This window comes from Pseudomonas sp. TE3895 (genome assembly GCF_056278855.1).
Genome location: NZ_JBWBQE010000001.1, coordinates 5514442 through 5536210, shown reverse-complemented (window position 1 = coordinate 5536210; position 21769 = coordinate 5514442). Strand labels below are relative to the sequence as shown.

The 21769-nt window shown below is 62.7% G+C and carries 25 protein-coding genes; 12 read left to right on the top strand and 13 right to left on the bottom strand.

Annotated elements, in window-relative coordinates:
- Positions 1-143 precede the first annotated feature (143 nt).
- Entirely contained in the window at positions 144-746 is a 603-nt protein-coding gene (locus tag ACZ889_RS25085) for a glutathione S-transferase family protein (protein ID WP_003252786.1), read from the top strand.
- 456 nt (positions 747-1202) lie between these two features.
- On the opposite strand, the gene ACZ889_RS25080 is transcribed toward ACZ889_RS25085, so the two are convergent.
- The 5 genes from ACZ889_RS25080 to ACZ889_RS25060 all read right to left on the bottom strand — a co-directional run bounded on the left by ACZ889_RS25080 (position 1203) and on the right by ACZ889_RS25060 (position 4217).
- Positions 1203-1574 (bottom strand): glutaredoxin family protein, encoded by a 372-nt coding sequence (locus ACZ889_RS25080; protein WP_004577078.1) that lies wholly within the window; start codon positions 1572-1574, stop codon positions 1203-1205.
- Positions 1575-1633: 59 nt separating this feature from the next.
- Positions 1634-2179, bottom strand: coding sequence for a GTP cyclohydrolase I FolE (folE, locus tag ACZ889_RS25075; protein ID WP_003252789.1), 546 nt, complete (start codon positions 2177-2179; stop codon positions 1634-1636).
- Between the two features lie 70 nt (positions 2180-2249).
- Positions 2250-2810, bottom strand: a complete 561-nt coding sequence (locus ACZ889_RS25070; protein ID WP_003252791.1) for a Smr/MutS family protein — start codon at positions 2808-2810, stop codon at positions 2250-2252.
- A gap of 410 nt (positions 2811-3220) precedes the next feature.
- Positions 3221-3541: a hypothetical protein gene (locus ACZ889_RS25065; RefSeq protein ID WP_004577080.1), complete on the bottom strand. Its 321-nt coding sequence runs from the start codon at positions 3539-3541 to the stop codon at positions 3221-3223.
- Positions 3542-3626: 85 nt separating this feature from the next.
- The gene (locus ACZ889_RS25060; protein ID WP_003252796.1) at positions 3627-4217 is read right to left on the bottom strand and encodes a cysteine hydrolase family protein; all 591 of its coding nucleotides are present in this window, start codon (positions 4215-4217) and stop codon (positions 3627-3629) included.
- Positions 4218-4398: 181 nt separating this feature from the next.
- Here ACZ889_RS25060 and prmB point away from each other — a divergent pair, with 181 nt between their 5' ends.
- Positions 4399-5307 (top strand): 50S ribosomal protein L3 N(5)-glutamine methyltransferase, encoded by a 909-nt coding sequence (gene prmB / locus ACZ889_RS25055; protein ID WP_003252797.1) that lies wholly within the window; start codon positions 4399-4401, stop codon positions 5305-5307.
- A 128-nt stretch (positions 5308-5435) separates the two neighbouring features.
- Here prmB and ACZ889_RS25050 read toward each other — a convergent pair whose 3' ends face one another.
- Complete coding sequence (locus ACZ889_RS25050; protein ID WP_476257923.1) at positions 5436-6218, bottom strand: hypothetical protein; 783 nt, start codon at positions 6216-6218, stop codon at positions 5436-5438.
- A gap of 65 nt (positions 6219-6283) precedes the next feature.
- A complete protein-coding gene (locus tag ACZ889_RS25045) occupies positions 6284-7246 on the bottom strand; it encodes an alpha/beta hydrolase (protein WP_003252801.1) in 963 nt (320 codons plus the stop codon).
- A gap of 238 nt (positions 7247-7484) precedes the next feature.
- Between ACZ889_RS25045 and aroC the strand changes: the two genes are divergently transcribed.
- The 3 genes from aroC to ACZ889_RS25030 all read left to right on the top strand — a co-directional run bounded on the left by aroC (position 7485) and on the right by ACZ889_RS25030 (position 10431).
- Positions 7485-8576 (top strand): chorismate synthase, encoded by a 1092-nt coding sequence (aroC, locus tag ACZ889_RS25040; RefSeq protein WP_476257922.1) that lies wholly within the window; start codon positions 7485-7487, stop codon positions 8574-8576.
- Positions 8577-8740: 164 nt separating this feature from the next.
- Entirely contained in the window at positions 8741-9895 is a 1155-nt protein-coding gene (locus tag ACZ889_RS25035; RefSeq protein ID WP_447869582.1) for an MFS transporter, read from the top strand.
- Positions 9895-10431 carry an oxidase gene (locus ACZ889_RS25030; RefSeq protein WP_476257921.1) on the top strand — a complete coding sequence of 179 codons (537 nt, stop codon included), beginning with the start codon at positions 9895-9897 and terminating at the stop codon, positions 10429-10431. Before ACZ889_RS25035 ends, ACZ889_RS25030 begins: the two co-directional genes overlap by 1 nt.
- A gap of 123 nt (positions 10432-10554) precedes the next feature.
- Here ACZ889_RS25030 and ACZ889_RS25025 read toward each other — a convergent pair whose 3' ends face one another.
- A complete protein-coding gene (locus tag ACZ889_RS25025) occupies positions 10555-10827 on the bottom strand; it encodes a DUF3509 domain-containing protein (RefSeq protein ID WP_003252809.1) in 273 nt (90 codons plus the stop codon).
- A gap of 266 nt (positions 10828-11093) precedes the next feature.
- Here ACZ889_RS25025 and ACZ889_RS25020 point away from each other — a divergent pair, with 266 nt between their 5' ends.
- Entirely contained in the window at positions 11094-11618 is a 525-nt protein-coding gene (locus ACZ889_RS25020) for an ankyrin repeat domain-containing protein (protein ID WP_003252811.1), read from the top strand.
- A gap of 60 nt (positions 11619-11678) precedes the next feature.
- Entirely contained in the window at positions 11679-12209 is a 531-nt protein-coding gene (locus ACZ889_RS25015) for a hypothetical protein (protein WP_476257920.1), read from the top strand.
- A gap of 191 nt (positions 12210-12400) precedes the next feature.
- Here the strand turns inward: ACZ889_RS25015 and ACZ889_RS25010 are convergent, their stop codons facing one another.
- Complete coding sequence (locus ACZ889_RS25010; protein ID WP_003252816.1) at positions 12401-13339, bottom strand: ZIP family metal transporter; 939 nt, start codon at positions 13337-13339, stop codon at positions 12401-12403.
- Between the two features lie 126 nt (positions 13340-13465).
- Here ACZ889_RS25010 and ACZ889_RS25005 point away from each other — a divergent pair, with 126 nt between their 5' ends.
- From ACZ889_RS25005 to ACZ889_RS24990, 4 genes are all read left to right on the top strand, one after another.
- A complete protein-coding gene (locus ACZ889_RS25005) occupies positions 13466-13657 on the top strand; it encodes a PLDc N-terminal domain-containing protein (protein WP_003252818.1) in 192 nt (63 codons plus the stop codon).
- A 139-nt stretch (positions 13658-13796) separates the two neighbouring features.
- The gene (locus ACZ889_RS25000; protein WP_014859922.1) at positions 13797-15854 is read left to right on the top strand and encodes an LTA synthase family protein; all 2058 of its coding nucleotides are present in this window, start codon (positions 13797-13799) and stop codon (positions 15852-15854) included.
- A 206-nt stretch (positions 15855-16060) separates the two neighbouring features.
- A complete protein-coding gene (locus ACZ889_RS24995) occupies positions 16061-16297 on the top strand; it encodes a hypothetical protein (RefSeq protein ID WP_003252823.1) in 237 nt (78 codons plus the stop codon).
- 174 nt (positions 16298-16471) lie between these two features.
- Positions 16472-16804, top strand: a complete 333-nt coding sequence (locus tag ACZ889_RS24990) for a ribonuclease E inhibitor RraB (protein ID WP_003252824.1) — start codon at positions 16472-16474, stop codon at positions 16802-16804.
- 235 nt (positions 16805-17039) lie between these two features.
- On the opposite strand, the gene ACZ889_RS24985 is transcribed toward ACZ889_RS24990, so the two are convergent.
- A complete protein-coding gene (locus tag ACZ889_RS24985; protein WP_265979448.1) occupies positions 17040-17840 on the bottom strand; it encodes a cytochrome c in 801 nt (266 codons plus the stop codon).
- Positions 17841-18366: 526 nt separating this feature from the next.
- Between ACZ889_RS24985 and ACZ889_RS24980 the strand changes: the two genes are divergently transcribed.
- Complete coding sequence (locus ACZ889_RS24980) at positions 18367-19101, top strand: amidotransferase (RefSeq protein ID WP_003252828.1); 735 nt, start codon at positions 18367-18369, stop codon at positions 19099-19101.
- Between the two features lie 40 nt (positions 19102-19141).
- On the opposite strand, the gene ACZ889_RS24975 is transcribed toward ACZ889_RS24980, so the two are convergent.
- The 3 genes from ACZ889_RS24975 to ACZ889_RS24965 all read right to left on the bottom strand — a co-directional run bounded on the left by ACZ889_RS24975 (position 19142) and on the right by ACZ889_RS24965 (position 21705).
- Entirely contained in the window at positions 19142-20113 is a 972-nt protein-coding gene (locus ACZ889_RS24975) for a magnesium and cobalt transport protein CorA (RefSeq protein WP_010952874.1), read from the bottom strand.
- Positions 20114-20181: 68 nt separating this feature from the next.
- Positions 20182-20895 (bottom strand): lysophospholipid acyltransferase family protein, encoded by a 714-nt coding sequence (locus ACZ889_RS24970; RefSeq protein ID WP_180689450.1) that lies wholly within the window; start codon positions 20893-20895, stop codon positions 20182-20184.
- A 120-nt stretch (positions 20896-21015) separates the two neighbouring features.
- Entirely contained in the window at positions 21016-21705 is a 690-nt protein-coding gene (locus ACZ889_RS24965) for a crotonase/enoyl-CoA hydratase family protein (protein WP_180689451.1), read from the bottom strand.
- Positions 21706-21769: the final 64 nt, after the last annotated feature.

Sequence of the window (21769 nt, the reverse complement as noted above, 5' to 3'; positions counted from 1 at the left end):
AATAAAATCCTTGTAAAGGTGTAAGCAGTTTTTTCAGACTACAGCGAGCAAGGTTGATCCTTGCCATACAGCGGCCATTGCTTTTAGCCGTACAGTCGCCAAATATTGGGCGCAATTGCGAAACTGCTTTGCAGGGAGGGTCGATGTACAAGGTCTATGGCGACTACCAGTCGGGTAACTGTTACAAGGTCAAGCTCATGTTGAGCCTGCTGGGCCGGCCCTATGAATGGCACCCGGTGGACATCCTCAAGGGCGAGACCGAAACGCCCGAGTTTCTGGCGATGAACCCTAACGGCAAGGTACCGGTGCTGGAACTGGAAGACGGTAGCTACCTGTGGGAGTCCAACGCCATTCTCAACTTCCTGGCCGATGGCAGCGAGTTCCTGCCCAGCGAGCCGCGCCTGCGTACCCAGGTGCTGCAGTGGCAGTTTTTCGAGCAGTACAGCCATGAGCCGTACATTGCCGTGGCGCGGTTCATCCAGTTCTACCTGGGGTTACCGGACGAGCGCCTGGACGAGTACCGCAAATTGCACAAGGGCGGCTACAAGGCGCTGAAGGTGATGGAGCGTCAGTTGCAGATGACGCCTTACCTGGTGGGTGAGCACTACTCGATTGCCGATGTGGCGTTGTATGCCTACACCCATGTGGCGCAGCAGGGCGGGTTCGACCTGGCGGAGTACCCGGCGGTAAGGGCCTGGCTGGAGCGGGTCAGCAGCCACCCGCGGCATGTGCCGATGGTGGGCTAAAAGCCGATACGGTTCATTGTGGCAGCAACTGTCTTGCTCAATTTCTGAAAGCTGGCCCGATTGTGGGAGCGGCCTTGTGTCGCGAAAGGGCTGCACAGCAGCCCCGGGGTTTCAGCGTCGATGCAAATACTGCCGGGGCCGCTTCGCGGCCCTTTCGCGACACAAGGCCGCTCCCACAGGCCGGTGTTCAGCCTCAGCCTAGCGCGGCATCGAGAAACATCATCACCGCAAACCCGCCCATCAACCCCGGGTAATGGAGCTGGGGGCAGCGCTGGGCATCCAGGTCGAGCCGGCGCTGGAAGCACTGAAGGTCGCCGTCAATATCTAAAGCCTGGCACAGGCCTTGTGTCGCGAAAGGGCCGCAACGCGGCCCCAGCAATTTGTGCCGCGATGCTGTAATCCTGGGGCGCTTCGCGCCCCTTTCGCGACACAAGGCCGCTCCGACTTGCAGCGCTTTTAGGCCGAAGCAAACCGCTCATCCAGGTAAGCGATGATCGCCTTGGACTCATACATCCAGGTCACCTTGCCGGCTTCTTCAATGCGCAGGCATGGCACTTTCACCCGGCCGCCACCTTCTTGCAGGGCCTGGCGGTGCACCGGGTCGTTCTTGGCGTCGCGCAGCGCCACCGGCACGTTCAAACGGTGCAGGGTGCGGCGGGTTTTGACGCAGAACGGGCAGGCGTGGAACTGGTACAGCGCCAGCCCCTTGGCCGCTTGCTCGATGCGGGCCTGGGCGGCGGCGTCGCGTTTGCGCTTGGCCGGGCGGCTGATCCAGTCACCGAACACAATGAGCTGGCCGAGGCCAACCCGCAGGGCTTTGACGATCATGGGCAACTCCTGAAATGCAAAAGCCGACCCTGAAGGGTCGGCTTGGGGTCAGCAACCAATCACTTGATCAGGCTGAGGAACTCGCTACGGGTGGCGGCGTTATCGCGGAACTCACCCAGCATCACCGAGGTGATCATGGTCGAATTCTGCTTTTCGACACCGCGCATCATCATGCACATGTGCTTGGCTTCGACCACCACGGCCACACCCGCGGCACCGGTTACCTGCTGCACGGCTTCGGCGATCTGGCGGCTGAGGTTTTCCTGGATCTGCAGGCGGCGGGCGTACATGTCGACGATACGTGCCACCTTGGACAGGCCCAGTACCTTGCCCTTCGGCAGGTAGGCAACGTGTGCCTTGCCAATGAACGGCAGCATGTGGTGTTCGCACATCGAATACAGCTCGATGTCCCGGACCAGCACCATTTCGCTGTTGTCAGAGCTGAACAAAGCGTTGTTGGTGACTTCTTCCAGTGTTTGCTCATAACCGCGGCAAAGGTACTTCATCGCCTTTGCAGCCCGCTTGGGCGTGTCGAGCAGGCCCTCACGGGAGACGTCCTCGCCAATCTGGCTGAGGATCTCGGTGTAGTTCTGTTCCAGGGACATGGATCTACCTGTGGGAAAAAATCGCAAAAACGAAGGGTACGGCGGTGAGGGCGGCGCTGCAAGCGCGGCGTTACTCGTCGCGGCCTTCGAGCATGGTTCGCTTCAGCATCACATACACCGCGCCAGTGCCGCCGTGGCGGGCACTGCACGAGGCAAAACCGAGCACTTGCGGGTGCTGGCGCAGCCAGGTGTTGACGTGGCTCTTGATCATCGGGCGCTTGCCGTCCAGGCGCGCGGCCTTGCCGTGGGTCACCCGCACGCAGCGCACCTCCAGTTTGGTGGCTTCGGCGATGAAGTCCCACAAGGTTTCGCGGGCCTTTTCCACCGTCATGCCGTGCAGGTCGAGGCTGCCCTCGAATGGAATCTGCCCCAGCTTCAGCTTGCGCAGTTGGCCTTCCTGTACGCCATCGCGGCGCCACATCAGTTCGTCTTCGGCGCCTACGTCGATGACGAACTGGTCGGACATGCCATCGATGACCAAAGCCTTGTCACTGCGCACGGTCGCCGCCTGGCGCAGGCCGGCCAGCTTCTGGCGGTCGGCCTTGGGCTTGCCGACGTCGGCACGGTCGTGGCTGATCGGCTTTACGCCGCGCACTTCGGCCTTGAACAGGGAAAAATCGTCGTCTTGCATGATGCCTCCACGTAGGCGACGTAGTTTACGCGACTGTGGGGCCGTGTGCAGCCTGTGCGGGCCTCTTCGCGGGTGAACCCGCTCCTACAGGGATTGCACATGGCTTGTGGCCGGTGCGATCGGGGGGCAACTGCCTTGCGTCGCTAAAGGGGTGCGCAGCGCCCCCGAGGGTTTCAGTTCACTGCATGAATTGCCGGGGCAGCCTGTGCGGGCCTCTTCGCGGGTAAACCCGCTCCTGCAGGGATTGCGCATGGCTTGTGGCCGGTGCGATCGGGGGGCAACTGCCTTGCGTCGAGAAAGGGGTGCGCAGCGCCCCCGAGGGTTTCAGTTCACTGCATGAATTGCCGGGGCCGCTTTGCGGCCCTTTCGCGACACAAGGCCGCTCCCACAAGGACCGCGTTAGCAGCGTCTCAATCGTGCTTCTTCATCAGGTGCGGCGACAGGTTAAGCTCCCGCCCGCGGCGCAAGCGGATACGGCTGCGCCGCCAGAAACGCACGCCCAGCCACAGCAGCAACAAGCCAGCCACGGTGAGGATGCTGGACAACGGTTTGTTGGCGTTGAGTTCCTGCAGGGCAGGGTAGTTGCCCAGCAGGCCGGCGACGCCGGCCATGGCCAGCAATACGCCCAGCGTCGCCAGCAGGGCCGACAGACCGGCCGCCAGGCGGGCGCCCCAGTTACGCGGCTCGCGCGGGCGCAGGCGCTTGGCGTCGAAACTGCCTTTAAGCTTCATTCCGCTCTCCTCGGTGGATATCCGGAATTCGACCTGCTGCTGCCCATCGGGTTCCGCCCGGCTGCCGGGCGGTCCTGCAAGCCGCTCAGATCAGGCTGGCGGTGGGTGCGACGCAAGCGAAGTTGTCAGCCATCACGGCCATTTCGCACTGGTGAATCTGCGCGGCCGGAATGACGCCGTCCTTGAATGCCAGGTCGCGGGTGGCCGACGCGTCTTCTACCAGGGTGCACCGATAACCATAGTCCTTGGCGCGGCGAACGGTGGTGCTGACGCTGGAATGGCTCATGAAACCACAGACGATCAGGTCCAGGTGGCCCAGCTCCTGCAATGTTTCGTGCAGCTTGGTGTTCTTGAACGCATTGGGCATGCGCTTTTCGATGACGATTTCACCTTCCAGCGGCTCCAGCCCCGGAATGAACTGGCCAGCCGGCCCCTGGGGGTCGAAGCGGCCACCAACAGTGCCCAGGTGGCGAACATGGATGATCGGACGGCCGCTTTTACGGGCGGCGTCGAGCAACCTGGCGATGTTGGCCACGGCCTCGTCCATGCCTGACAGCTTCAGGGGACCACTGAGGTACTCCTTTTGTGCATCGATGATGATCAGGCTGGCGTGGCTCAGCTTGGCCGGCGGATAGTCGCGGCCAGTGAGGCGAAACATCGTGGTTGGAACGGACATCAAGGGCTCCTTGGATAGGGCTTTTGTATACCTATTCTCCCCTGCCTTGGCGCCAATGGGAATGGTTGACAACGCAAGCGGCGTGGTTACTGGCCTGTGGCTAGCCTTTGGGCAAGGCAAAGGAACAAATGTGCGGGTGGGGCTGTTAGACTTTTGTCCGGTCTGAAAATAGGAGTACCCCGTGATCACATCCCGTCTGCGCACGCTGCGCGACTACATCCGCTGGGCGGTCAGCCGCTTCCACGAGCATGACCTGTTCTTCGGTCACGGTGCCGACAACGCCTGGGACGAAGCCCGCCTGCTGGTGCTGGGTGCGGTGCACCTGCCATGGGAGGTGGCCGACAGCTACCTGGACTGCATGCTCGAGGACGACGAGCGAGTACGCCTTCAGCACCTGCTCAAGCGCCGTATCGAAGAGCGTGTACCGGCCGCCTACCTGCTGGGCGAGGCCTGGTTCTGCGGCATGTCGTTCATTGTCGACGAGCGGGTGCTGGTGCCGCGTTCGCCCATTGGCCAGCTGATCGAAAAACGTTTTGAGCCGTGGCTGGCCAGCGAGCCGGCGCGCATTCTGGACCTGTGCACGGGGTCGGGTTGCATCGGCATCGTCGCCGCTGACGTGTTCCCCGAGGCCGAGGTGGTGTTGGCCGACCTGTCGTTCCAGGCCCTTGAAGTGGCCAACCAGAACATCGAGCGCCATGGCCTGGACGGGCGCGTGTACACCGTGCAGGGCGATGGCTTTGGTGGTTTGCCGGGGCAGCGTTTCGACCTGATCCTGTCCAACCCGCCGTATGTCGATGCCGAAGACTTCGACGACATGCCGGCCGAGTACCACCATGAGCCCGAGCTGGGCCTGGCCTGCGGCAGCGACGGCCTGGACCTGGTACGGCGGATGCTGGCCGAAGCGGCTGACCACCTGACCGAGAAGGGTTTGCTGATTGTCGAAGTGGGCAACAGCCAGGTGCATGTCGAGGCGTTGTACCCCGAGGTGGACTTTGCCTGGCTGGAATTCGAGCGTGGCGGGCACGGGGTGTTCATGCTCACCGCCGAACAGTGCCGCCAGCATCAGGAATTGTTCAAGGCCCGCGTTTAGGCTATTTGGGGCTGCTTTGCAGCCCATCGCGACACAAGGCCGCTCCCACAGATTGATCGCGATACCTTGTGGGCCTTGTGTCGCGATGGGCCGCGAAGCGGCCCCAATCTCCACCAGCTGATGCGGTCTTAGCGGGTAGCAATCCAGATCAACAGCCCTGCCTGGAACACGGCAAACGCCACCAGGCAGGTAATGGTGAAACGCAATCCGCCGTCTTCGCGCTGGTATTTGGCCACGCGCTCATCCCGCTCGCGCAGTTGCCCTTCCTTTTCCTGCAGTTGCTGGTCCGCCTGCTGCAGCAGGTTGGCGGCATCCAGAATCTCCACCCGCTGCAGGCGCTCGCTGCTCCAGGCGGCCTTGAGCTGGCCCACCGTCATATCCGCGATACGGCCCTTCAGGTGCTGGCTGTCCTCGTACTGCACCTCGATACCCACCCCGCGCAAGCAGTGGTCACGGCGCAGGCGTGAGTCCTCGTTCAGGGCATCCTTGCTCGGCAGCGCCATGCCTTCAACCCGGTAGTGCGACCACTTGCGCTGCAACCATTGCGCGGCCTGGGCCAGCATGAAACGGCCGATGCCACGGTTCACCGGTTCCAGTTGCAGGCCGTGTTCATTGCCAATGCGCACCAGGCGCTCGGCATGGTCGACGCGGATGTCCAGGCGGTTCTGCTCTTTGTGCACTTTCTGCCCAGGCAACTGGATTTCCATGCGCAGCAGGCTGTGTGCCTTGTCATGGCGCTCGGCATAGCCGAACTGCACAAAACGCAGCGGCCGCGCGCCGGTGCTGCGGTCGGTAGGCAGTGCTGCCAGGCGTAGCAGCTGGAAATGTTCGGCGGTCAGCTCGGCCCAGGGCAGGGCGGGGATTTCCTGGGGGTCTTCGGCCGGCTCGACGGCGGTGGGGGAGGTGGTCATCAGGGCTTGTCCTCAGCTATGCCTGCTGTATCGGCAGGCATGGCTGAGACCTGAGCCTGTTTGACTTACGCCGAAGGCAAATGCTGGATGAACGTCACAATTCGCTCGCCCAGCTCACGCGCCAGCGGCAGCTCGGGGTTGAGGTAGCTGTCGCGCTGCTGGCTCATGCCCTTGGGGCTGATGCGCAGCATGTGGTTCATGCCATCGATCAGGACCAGTTGTGCATCTGGCTTGGCCGCTTTCAGCCGTTGGGCGTCGGCCACGTCCACCTGCACGTCGTTGCGTCCCTGCACGATCAGCGCGGGCATGGGCAGGCGGGCAAAGGCGGCTGCCGGGTTTTGCTGGAACAGCGAAATCAGGTACGGCTGCACGCTGGGGCGAAACACCTGGCGCAACGGCGCAGGCACATCCAGGCTGGTCTGCCCGGCCTGCAGGCGGTCGAGCAGGGCACTGCCACCGGCCAGTTGCGCGGGCGGTAGGCGCTGGGCCAGTTGTTCGTGCAGCACCTCGGCCAGCGGCCGGCCGCTGCCGGCCAGGGTGATGACTGCGCTGGCGCCCGCCTGCTCGGCGGCCAGGCTGGCAATCAGTGCGCCTTCGCTGTGGCCAATCAGGATCAGCGGGCCGAAGCGCGGGTCGGCTTTGAGCTTGCGGCTCCAGGCGACCACATCGGCCACGTAGCGCTCCACGCTGAGGTCACGCTCGTCAGGCGTGGCCGGCTGGCTGGCGGCCACCCCGCGTTTGTCGTAACGCACGCTGGCAATGTGTTCGTTGGCCAGCAGCAGGGCCAGGCGCTTGAGGTTGTCGACCCGGCCCGACGCCGGGTTGTTGCCGTCGCGGTCGGTGGGGCCGGAGCCGGCGATGATCAGCACCACTGGCGGCGGGGTGGCCTGTTGTGGCAGCAGCAGGCTGCCGTGCAGCACGCCCTGGCCGGTGTCCAGGTCGATCGGGCGTTGCAGTACAGTGGGGGCGGCGGCCTGGGCCAGGCCGGTGCACAGCAGGAAGAGCAAGGCGACGAGGCGCGACATCATGCGGTACTACATGGGGAGATGTGGGTTTGACCCAATGTTTGCAGGAAGGTTCTCGGGTGTGCATGGCAGGTTCGGCCTCTTCGCGGGTGAACCCGCTCCTACGGGGGGGCTGCACACCATTGGAATCTGGTAGTGACCGTGTAGGAGCGGGTTTACCCGCGAAGAGGCCAGCACAGTCGAGCCAACCATCTGTATACTGCTGCTTTCGTCCATTTCAGGCAGATCTCGCGGAGCGTCCATGTCCGGCAATACCTACGGCAAGCTGTTCACTGTCACCACCGCTGGCGAGAGCCATGGCCCGGCGTTGGTCGCCATTGTCGATGGATGCCCACCGGGCCTGGAAATCTCCCTCGCCGACCTGCAGCACGACCTTGACCGGCGCAAGCCCGGCACCAGCCGGCACACCACCCAGCGCCAGGAAGCCGACGAGGTAGAAATCCTTTCCGGCGTGTTCGAAGGCCGCACCACCGGCTGCTCGATCGGCCTGCTGATCCGCAACACCGACCAGAAGTCCAAGGACTACTCGGCCATCAAGGACCTGTTCCGCCCGGCCCACGCCGACTACACCTACCACCACAAGTACGGTATCCGCGACTACCGCGGCGGCGGCCGCAGCTCGGCCCGCGAAACCGCCATGCGCGTGGCCGCCGGCGCTATCGCCAAGAAGTTCCTGGCCACCCAGGGCATCACCGTGCGTGGCTACATGAGCCAGCTGGGCCCGATCGAAATCCCGTTCAAGACCTGGGAGTCGGTGGAGCAGAACGCCTTCTTCAGCCCTGATCCGGACAAAGTACCTGAGCTGGAGGCCTACATGGACCAGCTGCGCCGAGACCAGGATTCGGTAGGCGCCAAGATCACCGTGGTCGCAGAAGGCGTGATGCCCGGGCTGGGCGAACCGATCTTCGACCGCCTGGATGCAGAGCTGGCCCATGCGCTGATGAGCATCAACGCGGTCAAGGGCGTGGAAATCGGCGCCGGCTTTGCCAGTGTGGCCCAGCGCGGCACCGAGCACCGGGACGAGCTGACCCCGGAAGGCTTCCTCAGCAACAATGCAGGCGGCATTCTGGGCGGTATTTCCTCCGGTCAGCCGATCGTTGCCCACCTGGCACTGAAGCCCACTTCCAGCATCACCACCCCGGGCCGCTCGATCGATGTCGATGGCAAGCCGGTGGACGTCATCACCAAGGGCCGCCATGACCCGTGCGTGGGCATCCGTGCCACGCCGATTGCCGAGGCGATGATGGCCATCGCGTTGATGGACCACCTGCTGCGCCACCGTGCGCAGAATGCCGATGTGCAAGTGAATACCCCGGTGCTGGGCCAGCGCTGAGCCAACTGCACCGGCCTCTTCGCGGGTAAACCCGCTCCTACAAAGATTTCACCGCCCTTAGGTCCGGTGGTATCCCTGTCACTGCACCTGAGGTCGGTGATATCCCCATGTAGGAGCGGGTTCACCCGCGAAGAGGCCGGCCCAGGTCCCCACAAGGCCACCCCATGCAACCCATCCCCTACTGGCGCCTGTCCAGCTTCTACCTGTTCTATTTCGCCCTGCTGGGCTCCACCGCACCGTTCCTGGCGCTGTACTTCGACCACCTGGGCTTCTCCCCGGCGCGCATTGGCGAGCTGGTGGCCATCCCCATGCTGATGCGCTGCGTCGCCCCCAACCTGTGGGGCTGGCTGGGCGATCGCACGGGCCAGCGCCTGTTGATCGTCCGCCTTGGCGCGCTGTGCACCCTGGCCACCTTCGCCCTGATCTTCTTCGGCAAAAGCTACGCCTGGCTGGCGCTGGTCATGGCCCTGCACGCGTTCTTCTGGCATGCGGTGCTGCCGCAGTTCGAGGTCATCACCTTGGCCCACCTGCACGGGCAAACGTCGCGCTACAGCCAGATACGTCTGTGGGGTTCGATCGGTTTCATCCTCACCGTGGTTGGCCTGGGCCGCTTGTTCGAGTGGTTGAGCCTGGACATCTACCCGGTGGCGCTGGTCACGATCATGGCCGGCATCGTTGCCGCCAGCCTGTGGGTGCCCAATGCCCAGCCGGTGGAACAGGGCGGGCGCAGCGGCACGGGGGGCTTCCTGCAGCAGTTGCGTGCCCCGGGGGTGATCGCGTTCTACGCGTGCGTGGCCCTGATGCAGCTCAGCCACGGACCGTACTACACCTTCCTTACCCTGCACCTGGAGCACTTGGGCTACACGCGCGGTGCCATCGGCCTGTTATGGGCGCTTGGGGTGGTGGCCGAGGTGCTGATGTTCATGGTCATGAGCCGCCTGTTCGCCCGTTTCAGCGTGCAGCGCGTGTTGTTGGTCAGCTTCCTGTTGGCGGCATTGCGCTGGCTGCTGCTGGGCAACCTGGCCCAGGAGCCGGCAGTACTGATCTTCGCCCAGCTGCTGCACGCGGCCACCTTTGGCTGCTTCCATGCCGCCAGCATCGCGTTCGTCCAGGCCAGCTTCGGTGCCCGCCAGCAGGGCCAGGGCCAGGCGCTTTACGCAGCGCTGTCGGGTACCGGCGGTGCGCTGGGGGCGCTGTACTCAGGCTACAGCTGGAAGCTGCTGGGCCCCACCTTCACCTTTGGTATGGCCAGTGCCGCAGCCTTGGCCGCAGCCGTTATCATTGCCCTTTGTTCGCAACCGACCAGGACCCGCCCCTGATGAGCATTCTCAGCGTTTTCCACCCCGCCAGCCCGGCACTGCCGAACAAGGTGCTGACTCACCACGACGACATCGCCGCTACGTTGGCCGAGCAGGGCGTGCGCTTTGTGCATGCCGAACCTGGCCTGCGGGTGCGCCCGGGCACGGCCCAGGACGAGGTGCTGGAGGTTTGCCGCGTGTATCTGGATGAGTTGATGACGGCGCATGGTAGCAAGGCCGTCGCGCTGCTCAACCGCGACGGTGAAGACCCGGCACAGGTCGATGTGCGTGATGAGCATGTGCATGATGCCGACGAGCTGTTCGCCGTGGTTAGCGGGCGGGCGCAGGTTGGCCTGCGGCTGGGGGACTGGGTGTATTCGGTGCTGTGCGAGAAGGGTGACCAGCTGCTGGTGCCGGCCGGGACGCGGCGCTGGGTTGAATTGGGTGATACACCGTTTTGCCTGGCGTTGCGCTTGTATGGCAGCGAGCAGGGTGTGGAGGCGCGGTTTACCGGGGATGTAACGGCGCGGGCGTTTCTGGGGATCGACGAGTTGTAATGGCATTGCCGGCCTCTTCGCGGGTGAACCCGCTCCTACAGCGGTTGCGCCGCCCTTAGGCATCACGCAGTCAATGTAGGAGCGGGTTCACCCGCGAAGAGGCCAGGTCAGGCGACACAAATCTCAACGATAGGTCGGCAAGGCAAACCGCTGCTGGCTCTGCAGCATCGAGATGACCGGCAATTCACTGGCCTCTTCAGCCAGGTCACGACGGATGGCACTGATCGCCCAGGACAGCTGTTCGGCACTGTGCAATTGCCCGTAGGTCAGCACCCGGCGGGTAACCTTGCCATCCGCTGCGCGCAGGGTAAGCAGTACACCGCCATCGGGCCGGGCTTTGGTGTTCACCTGATAGGCCGAAAATACCGATGCGAACTTTTGCTGGATGAGGTCCATATCAACTCCTGGCTGTTGTGTGGCAGACATGAGTTGATGGTTGCAGTGACCGTGCCAGAATCCTGGCTGGCGAAAAGCCCAGTAAATACAGGCGGTTACGGGGAATTTGCAGAAGCGGCATCGTGCAGGCTGCACGGTCGTGCATTTTGCACAGTGCATTTTGCACGGGTCAGGGTTTGCCTATCGGCCTCATAGAATCTGAACCTTTGACCGCAATGGCATGCCTGACGAACACTTGGGCCATCAATTATGCCAGGAGGTTCCCTATGTCCAGCCAAGCCGCACCCGCCACCATGACCGATGACGAAACCGCTGCGTTCGCCGAGCAGGTGTTCGAACGTGCCCGCCAGGGCGACGCCGACATGCTCGGGCGCCTGCTTGCCAGCGGCCTGCCGGCCAACCTGCGTAACCACAAGGGCGATACCCTGCTGATGCTGGCCAGCTACCACGGTCACCACGAGGCGGTGCGCGTGCTGCTGGCGCAAGGTGCCGATCCGCTGATTGCCAACGACAATGGCCAGCTGCCGATTGCCGGAGCCGCATTCAAAGGGGACCTGGCGATGATTCGCCTGCTGGTGGAGCATGGCGTGCCGGTGGATGCCGCCGCGCAGGACGGTCGCACCGCGCTGATGTTGGCGGCCATGTTCAACCGCAGCGAAATCCTCGACTACCTGCTGGCACAAGGGGCCGATCCGGCGCACCAGGATGCCCGTGGCATCACCGCCCTGATGGCGGCGCAAACCATGGGCGCAGCAGACACCGCCGCGCGCCTGCAAGTGCTGGCCGGCTAACCGCCTGGGGGCATTTGCGGCTATCCTTGGCGACTTTTCACCCGTCGCAGGCCCCCTTTCATGAAAACTCAGTTGCTCGAATTCATCAGCCTCATTGGCGCCGGCTGCATGCGTGAGGCAGACATCGAGCGTATCGCCGACGAGGCCGCCCAGGCCTACGCCGACCCTGTCGCCTTCCAGGCCGCCAACCCCGACATCAACTACGACGACACTTTCCCGATTCCTTTGGGCGAATGGGTGGTGCTGGGCAGCCTGCCGGATACCGTGGTGTTCCAGGCAGACAGCTATCAGGAACTGTTCCAGCAGATCAGTGATTCGTTCGACAACAGCGTGCCGTTTACCCTCAAGCCCAAGCAACTGGCCCGTACCGAGCCACTGACCGCGCTCAACCGTATCCAGGTGCAGATGGGTGCGCTGAACAAGGAGGCCGGTGGTTATGTGCTGCTCAACTTCAGCCAGCTGCTCGATGACGAACTGCAGATGGTCATGGTGGGGCAGCAGGACCTGGCACGGGTAATGGAGCTGGGTGCAGCGCTGGGCATCAAGGTCGAGCCGGCGCTGGAAGCCCTGAAGGTCGCCGTACACATCTAAAGCCTGGCGCAGGCCTTGTGGGTGCAACTGTCTTACTCAATTTCTGAAAGCTGGCGCGATCCGTGTGTGGCCTTGTGTCGCGAAAGGGCTGCACAGCAGCCCCGGGGTTTCAGCGTCGATGCAAATAATGCTGGGGCCGCTTCGCGGCCCTTTCGCGACACAAGGCCCCTCCCACAGGCCGGTGTTCAGCTTCAGCCCAGCGCAGTGTCGAGAAACATCATCACCGCAAACCCACCCATCAACCCCAGGGTCGCCGCTGTCTGGTGCCCGTTGCGGTGGGTTTCGGGGATCACCTCGTGGCTGACCACAAAGATCATCGCCCCCGCCGCCAGCCCCATGCTGATCGGGTAGGCGAGGGCAAAGCCGGTAGAAATCCCCAGCCCGATCACCGCCCCTAGCGGCTCCATCAGGCCCGACCCTATCGCCACCAACGCGGCCTTCAGGTTAGAAAGCCCGGTGGCGCGCAAGGCCAGTGCCACGGCCAGCCCCTCGGGGATGTCCTGGATGGCGATGGCACTGGTCAGCGGCAGGCCGATGTTCATGTCGCCATTGGCAAAGCTCACGCCAATCGCCATGCCTTCAGGCAGGTTGTGCAGGGTAATCGCCAGCACAAACAGCCACACCCGGCTGATGCGCTCGGCTTCGGGGCCGCACGGGCCGGTGCTTTCGTGTTCATGCGGGGTGAAGCGGTCCAGGCCCAGCATCAGCAGCACACCCAGGCCCATGCCCAGCACCACGGTAAACGCAGCGGCCGGGCCGTTGCCCGTGATCTCGCGGGCAGCCTCCAGGCCCGGCAAAATCAGCGAAAACGAGCTGGCGGCCAGCATCATGCCGGCAGCAAAGCCCAGCATCACGTCCTGGGTGCGCGCGTTGACATCGCGCAGCACCACTGCCAGCACGGCGCCCAGTGCGGTGGCCCCAAAGCCGGACAACCCGCCCAGCATGGCCAGGTGCAGGTTGTCGGCATGGTCGCCGTTCACCGCGTTCCAGAGGCTGGCGGCCAGCAGCACGCACACCGCCAGCAGGCTCAGCCCCAGGCCGGCGCTGAGCCAGGGGGTATCGGTAACCTGCTGGCGCCAGGCCTGCAGCAGTGAAGAGGGGGCGGCGCTTTGGCTGTGGGTGGGTGGCATGCGAACCTCGAATCAGTGAATGCAGTCAGTCTACCGAGGGACCTGCGACATCCGCCAAGGATTCCCTTCTATTGCTGCGATAGCTGACTATGCTGTGCAGCAAAGCCTCTGGACAGGAATTCAGACATGGGATCTACCTTCAACAGCCTGGTCGGGCTGATCATTCTGGCGCTGGATATCTGGGCCATTCTCAACGTGATCAAGAGTGGCAGCGAGGTGGGCATCAAGGTGTTGTGGATCTTGTTGATCGCCTTGCTGCCGGTGGTGGGGCTGGTGATCTGGGCGATTGCCGGGCCGCGGGGAAATGTGCGGCTCTAGGCGCGTTACTGACATAGCCAGTAATAGGGCCGTGACAAAATTTTCACATTGGTTTAAACAGAATCCGCACCCGCATAATGCTGCGTTGGCCTAGCGCCATCGCCTCTTCGCAAACCGCAATCCTAGGACCTTCCCATTCATGGCTAACACGGACGCCTTGAAGCAACAGGGCGCGCGAACGTCATTTTCGCCGACCTTGAAATCCCACCTGGCCTACACGCTGCTCAGTGGCCTGGTGATCATGCTGATGCTCAGCCTCGTGCGCCTGGCGCTGCTGGCCTACAACAACGACATGGTCGGCGATACCCCTTATTCGACGGTCGCCGAAGGCTTCCTCAACGGCTTGCGCTTCGACCTGCGGGTGGTGGTTTACATCAGTATTCCGCTGCTGCTGGCCATCCTCAGTCCCTGGGCCATGGCCCGGCGTGGCGTGTTCCGTTTCTGGCTGACCCTCGCTTCGAGCGTGGTGATGTTCCTCGGCCTGATGGAAATGGACTTCTACCGCGAGTTCCACCAGCGCCTCAACGGCCTGGTTTTCCAATACATCAAGGAAGACCCGAAAACCGTCATGAGCATGCTCTGGTACGGTTTCCCGGTGGTCCGCTACCTGCTGGCCTGGGCCTTCGGGACCTGGCTGCTGAGCCTGCTGTTCAAAGGTATCGATCGCGCCACCCGTGCCGAAGGCCTGTACCGCGTTGCCCCGTGGTACAAGCGCCTGGCGGTATTCATGGTGATCTTGCTGGTGGCCGTGGTCGCTGCCCGTGGCACCCTGCGCCAGGGCCCGCCGATGCGCTGGGGTGATGCCTTCACCACGGACTCCAACTTCGTCAACCAGCTGGGCCTGAACGGCACCCTGACCCTGATCGACGCTGCCAAGAGCCGTTTTGGCGAGGACCGTGCCAACATCTGGAAGCCAGTCCTGCAGCAGGACGTGGCCACGCAAAGTGTGCGTGAGCAACTGCTGACCGCCCACGACACGCTGGTCGACGCCGACGAAGCCGCTATCCGCCGCGACTTTGTGCCGCCGGCTGACCGTACCCTGCCGATCAAGAACGTGGTGGTGATCCTGATGGAAAGCTTCGCCGGCCACTCGGTAGGCGCGCTTGGCAGCCCCAACAACATCACCCCGTACTTCGACAAGCTGGCCAAAGAAGGCCTGCTGTTCGACCGCTTCTTCTCCAACGGCACCCATACCCACCAGGGCATGTTCGCCACCATGGCCTGCTTCCCCAACCTGCCAGGTTTCGAATACCTGATGCAGACCCCGGAAGGCGGCCATAAGCTGTCGGGCCTGCCGGCGCTGCTCAGCGCCCGTGACTACGACGACGTGTACGTCTACAACGGCGACTTTGCCTGGGACAACCAGTCCGGGTTCTTCGGCAACCAGGGGATGACCACCTTCATCGGCCGTAATGACTTCGTCAACCCGGTGTTCTCCGACCCGACCTGGGGTGTGTCCGACCAGGACATGTTCGACCGCGGCAACGAAGAGCTGGCCAAGCACGATGGCAAGAAGCCGATCTACGCGCTGCTGCAGACGCTGTCCAACCACACGCCGTATGCCCTGCCGAAGGATTTGCCGGTAGAGAAAGTGACCGGCCAGGGCCGTCTGGACGAGCACCTGACCGCCATGCGTTATTCGGACTGGGCGCTGGGCCAGTTCTTCGAGAAGGCGCGTAAAGAGCCTTACTTCAAGGACACCCTGTTCGTCATCGTCGGTGACCATGGCTTTGGCAACCACCAGCAGGTTACCGAGCTGGACCTGGGCCGCTTCAACGTGCCGCTGCTGCTGATTGCCCCGGGCATTCAGGAGAAGTTCGGTGCGGTGAACCACACTGTGGGTACCCAGGTCGACATCGTGCCGACCATCATGGGCCGCCTGGGTGGCAAGGCTCGCCACCAGTGCTGGGGGCGTGACCTGCTCAACCTGCCCGAGGGTGACCAGGGCGTGGGCATGATCAAGCCGTCGGGCAGCGAGCAGATTGTCGGGCTGGTGCAGGGTGACCGTATCCTGATCGAGTCCAAGGACATGAGCCCGCGGATGTACCGCTACCAGTTGGGCAGCGAGTTCAAGGCCGAACTGATCGAAAGCCCGGACCAGCCGGAAATGCTCAAGAAGCTGGAAGCGTATATCCAGACGGCGACCAAGAGCCTGCTGGATAACACCGCTGGCGTGGTGCACGGCACACCGAAGTAAACCGGGGCCGCGTTGCGGCCCATTCGCGGGCTTGCCCGCTCCCACAGGCATTGCACAGGGTTCGAACCTTGTGCTGGCCCTGTGCGAGCGGGCAAGCCCGCGAATGGGCCCCGCACAATTTTCCCAGACTGAACATTATCCCCGCCCCAAGGTCAGTTATTCAGGCATCACACACCTGGTGTTCGTTGACTGAGAGGGTCCGTTCAATGAAAGAGTGGGAAGTCATTTTTGCCGACCAGAAGGGCGAACCGTCCACATTGCTGTTGCATGCCGAGCATTGCCCCAGCGAGGAAGACGTTGCGCGGGCCATCCGCTCACACCTGTTTCCGGTGATGGACGAGCTGGACCTCAACGACTTCCAGGACCGTATCATCTCCCCAACCGCACGCTGGCTCAAAGAGCATAGTGGTGTGACCATCACCAGCATTCACGAAGTCCCCTGAACCACACGTTTGCGTGGTGCCTTGGCAGGCACTACGCTGGAGAAGGGCCTGCCTGTTCTGCGGGTTGGCGCCGCTACAATTCGCGTCTTGCATCAGCTCGAACTGCACGGCCTTTGCCGGCAGGTGCGTAGTGCACGGAAAGTCTATCCATTGCTTTATTCAGGAGGACGATTCATGAGCAGCCAGAACGACGATATCAGCAGCAACGTCCTGCGCCAGATGAAAGCAGGCGGTTTCGACTTCACCCAGATCCACCCCATCGAGTTCTATGCCGTATTCCCGGACGAAGCAGGGGCCCGTCGTGCAGCCGGGCAGTTTCGCGGGGAATCGCTCAATGCCCAGGTGAAGGAGCTGGGCGACGGTGCCTGGCACCTGGAACTGAGCAAGGTCATGTACGCCACCCATGGCGGGATTGGCGACTTTGAAGAGGCCTTCGAGCAGTTGGTGACACCGTATGGGGGTGAGGTGGAAGGGTGGGGCGTCAAGCACGAACGGCTCACGGCCTGACAGTTTTGTGTTGGCCCGTTCGCGGGTTAACCCGCGCCTACACATTGATGGAGGGTGGACACCCCCTGCCGTTGTAGGAGCGGGTTCACCCGCGAATACGGTGGCGGCGGCAACGATGAACGGCCGGGGATATTGGCCAGCAGGACCGGCCCTTTCGCGGGTGAACCCGCGCCTACGACGGCCTGTGTCCACCCTCCACCACCGTGTAGGCGCGGGTTTACCCGCGAAGAGGCCCTCAAGGCTTACGCGCTGCCATGTGCCCCAAATAGGCCAGCAGCGCATCCAGTTCCTGTTCACTCAACACACTTTCGGCAAACCCCGGCATCTTCGCCTGCGGCCACCGCCGCAGGCTTTGCGGGTCGCGTATCAACTTGCGTAAATAAACCGGCTGAAAATACTCGGTCGGGTTATACGGCACATTCAAGTCCGGCCCCACCTGCCCATCCCCCGCACCGTTCAACCGGTGGCACACCAGGCAATTCTGCTGGAACAGGGCAAAGCCCTGGCGCACCGGGCTGTCGGCCGGCAGCTTCGGGTCGGGTAGCAGCGCAGGAAACCGCTGGTCCACCGGGGCCAGCTTGCGAAGGGTGGCGATCTGGAATGGCCACTGTTCAGGGCGGATGCCGCTGGCCTGCGGCGCAGTCCACACCAGGTAGAACGGCCCGGCACCTGGCTTGCCTGGACCCAGTGACGGCCACGGCGTGTCGGGGTCTTCCACGGCCAGCCATGCCCGTGCCGGCCCTTGCTGCAGCAAGGGCGCAGCGGGCATTTCGGCGGCAAAGCCATCCAGCGCCACGGCCTGCAGGTGATCGCTGGCAGTCACGCCTTTCAGCAGCGTGACCAGTGGCACCGCCCGATAGTGCATGGGGCGTTTGTAGGATACGTCCTGTTCGATGCTGATGTCCTGGGCCTCAGGGTGGCCAAGCAGTTCGGCGCTGCTCCACTGGCGCGGTGTCGCGCCCAGTTCAAGGTGCAGTTGCGCCGCCGACAATGGCAGGCTCAGGAGCAACGCTAGCAGGGCAAGGCAGTGGCGCATAGGCGATCTCCGACCATCAAGGTCAGCAGGTTACCTGTGCGTTGCCCGTTGGCGCCACCGCCGCAGTCAGCCAAACAAACGTGTCAGGTTCGGCAAGATCAACAGCAACGTGGTGGCAAATAAAATGAGCCCAGCTTGGCGAATTTTCGATTGTCTGAACATGGCGGACCGCCTTCTTGTTGTTATTCCTGAATACCCGTTGGCTTCCTTGTCGCGCTTCGGGTCGATCGCAGCGGCGTTAAATGGCGCCGGACTGCTTGCCGCTTGAAAGTGGATATACCTTCAACAGTAGGGTGTGCGTTATCCATATTTGAGAACCCTTTGTTCTAACCGTGCACTAAAACCATTCCTCTGGCTATGAGGCTAAGTGCTATCTAGCTGACACGCTCTATCTAGACAGTGGCGCAAGTACCCGGCAGGCGCCGACGAAATGTGACCGTTCGTCAGTGCAGCCTACTTGCTTGTACGTGCCTTTCGCGGCAGTCTCTACAGCAGATTCCCACCCATGTCGTTCAGGACTACCCCTATGTCGTTACGCATCTGCATCCTTGAAACCGATGTCCTGCGACCGGAGTTGACGGCGCAATATCAGGGCTACGGCAGGATGTTCGAGCAGCTCTTCTCGCGTCAGCCGATTGCCGCCGAATTTTGTGTGTACAACGTGATGCACGGCGACTATCCCGCCGACAGTGAAAAGTTCGATGCCTACCTTGTGACGGGCAGCAAGGCCGATTCGTTCGGTACCGACCCGTGGATCCAGACGCTAAAGGCCTACCTGCTCAAGCTGTACGAGCGCGGTGAAAAGCTGCTGGGCGTATGTTTTGGCCACCAGTTGCTGGCCTTGACCCTGGGTGGCAAGGCCGAGCGGGCTGAGCAAGGCTGGGGCGTGGGTATTCATCGCTACTCGTTGGCGGCGCATGCGCCCTGGATGGACCCGGAGGTGTCGGAGCTGACCTTGCTGATCAGTCACCAGGACCAGGTGACCGAACTGCCGGAAGGCGCTACGGTGATCGCCTCCAGCGATTTCTGCCCGAATGCGGCGTACCACATTCGCGACCAGGTGCTGTGCTTCCAGGGCCACCCGGAATTCGTGCATGACTACTCCCGCGCACTGCTCGATGCGCGCCAGGAATACCTGGGTGACGAGGTGTACCACAAGGCCGTTGCCAGCCTGGCCACCGAGCACCAGGGTGATTTGGTAGGGGAGTGGATGTTGCGGTTCATCCAGCAGCCATCAAAGGCCAGCGACAGCGCCGCTTAAGCGGTGGCAACCCTTCGCGGGCACGCCCGCGAAGAGGCCATCAAAGCCAACCCGATTTCTTGAAGCTGGCATACAACCCGGCACACCCCGTCGCAATCACCCCCAGTACCGCGAAGTAACCGTAGTGCCAGCTCAGCTCCGGCATGTTCTGGAAGTTCATCCCGTAAACCCCGGCAATGGCCGTAGGGAATGCCAGAATCGCCGCCCAGGCCGCGAATTTGCGCTGCACGATGCTTTGCCGTGACGATTCCAGCAGCATGCCGATCTCGATCGTCTGGCTGGCAATGTCGCGTATGCCGGCCAAGTCTTCCATCTGCCGTGTCACGTGAATTTGCACATCACGAAAGTACGGGCGCATGTTCTTGTCGATGAACGGGAAGCTCAGGCGCTGCAGTTCTTCGCTCACTTCAACCAGGGGTGCCACGTAGCGGCGCAGGCGCAGGATGTCACGGCGCAGGCTGTGCAGGCGGCGGATGTCGTCTTCCCGCAGCGAGCCGCCCAGTACGCTTTCCTCCAGCGCTTCGATCTCGCCATGAATGGCCTCGCTGACTGGTTGGTAGTTCTCGGTGACGAAGTCGAGCAGGGCGTACAGCACGAAGTCTTCGCCATGTTCCAGCAGCAGGGGCCGAGCCTCGCAGCGCTGGCGGACCATGGCGTAGGATTTGGAGTGGCCGTTGCGGCAGGTGATGATGTAGCCGTTGCCCGCGAAGATATGGGTTTCGATGAATTCCAGTTTGCCTTCGTGGCGCACTGGCGAATAGGTGACGATGAACAACGCGTCACCGAAGGTTTCCAGCTTGGGCCGGCTGTGTTTTTCCAGGGCATCTTCGATGGCCAGTTCGTGCAGGTTGAACTGCGACTGCAGGTTGGCCAGCTCCTCGGCATTGGGCTCTTCCAGGCCGATCCACACAAAATGCCCCGGCTTGCGCGCCCACTCGCTGCCTTCGTCGATGCTGATGTTGGTAACCTTTCTGCCGGCGCTGTACACCGCCGATGCCACGACTCGACCCATGGTTGTCCGCTTATTCGTTTGAACACGGATACAGCTTGGGCTGTACCCGGCTCCAGAGCAACCCCGGATCAGACCAGTTCTTTTTCCATGCGGTCAATGCACTGCTGCATTTGCCCATGGCATTGCTCGATCAGCGCGGGCAGGTCCTGCAGCGTCATGCCCGTCGTGGCAATGGGCGGCAGCGAGCGCACGATTACCGTGCGCTGGCGCCAGCTGTTCAGGCTCAGGCGCCTGGCATAGCGGCTGACGCAGACCGGCACGATCGGCACACCAGCCTCGATGGCCATGTGAAATGCGCCTTTCTTGAACGCCAGCAGATGCTCGCCGGCATTGCGGGTGCCTTCGGGGAAAATCCAGATCGAGGTGTCGTCCTGCAGAACCCGGGTGGTCTTCTGTATGGCCCTGCGCGCCTGATAGGCATTCTTGCGGTCGACCAGCACGTTGCCGCCCAGCCAGAACAGTTGGCCGAACAGCGGGATCCAGCCCAGGCTTTTCTTGCCGATGGCGACGGTGCGTTGCGGCACCACTTGGCCCAGCACGAACAGGTCGAAGTTGGACTGGTGGTTGGCCACGATCACACACCCGGGTGGGTGGTCCCACAATGGGCCGACTTCGGCCTTGACCTTGATGCGCATCAGCCAGGTGGCCGGCAAACTGTAGAGCCGGGCGAAAACGCGGCTGTTGTCAGGGTTGAAGGGGCGGCACAGACCAATGAGCAGGCCCACGGCGCCAACGGCAAGAAAATGCAGCCCCAGCAGGAACATACGCAATGAATAAAGCATGGTACGACTCACACCAGACGGTCGCGGGGCAGTGTACGGGTGTGCACTGGCTGGGGCAAACCTTGGTGCAGGCCTGTTCCGGCCCTTTCGCGGGCTTGCCCGCAAAAAGGGCCCGTGCGGCTAGCCCATATGCTGCTGATCCAGCTCGATCGCCTTGTCCAGCGCCTCCAGCAGCCCTTTGCGCACTTTCAGCTTGGTGTTCTTGTGCGCCAGCATGTTCAGCTTCTTCAGCTCCCGCGCTGCAGTCATTGCCGCTTCCTGCAACCGCTCGGCCGGCACCACCTTGTCGAGGAAGCCGGCATCCACGGCACCTTGCGGGTCAAACACTTCGGCATTGATCACCGAGCGGTGGAAGGCCGAGCGGCGCAGGCGGTCGCGGGCCAGTTCAATGCCGGCGTGGTGCATGGTCATGCCGATTTGCACTTCGTTCAGGCATACCTTGTACGGCCCTTCGACGCCGATGCGGTAGTCGGCCGACAGCAGCAGGAAGGCGCCCTTGGCCACGGCATTGCCGGGGCAGGCGACCACCACGGGGAACGGGTGCGACAGCAGCCGGCGGGCGAGGGTGGAACCGGCGGTGACCAGGCTGATGGCCTCTTGCGGGCCGCGGGTCATCACCTTGAGGTCGTAACCGCCTGACAGAATGCCCGGCTGCCCGGTGATGATCACTACTGCACGCTCCTCGGTAGCGCGGTCCAGCGCTGCGTTGAAGGCGGTGATGACGTCCGGCGAGATGGCATTGACCTTGCCGTTGTTCAGGGTAAGGGTGGCGATGCCGTCTTCGGCGTGGTAGGTAATCAGCTCGCTCATGGCAGAGTCCTTTTGTTGGCGTGGCGACGACGTTACCCAGCGCCAAGGGCGAGGTAAAGCAGCA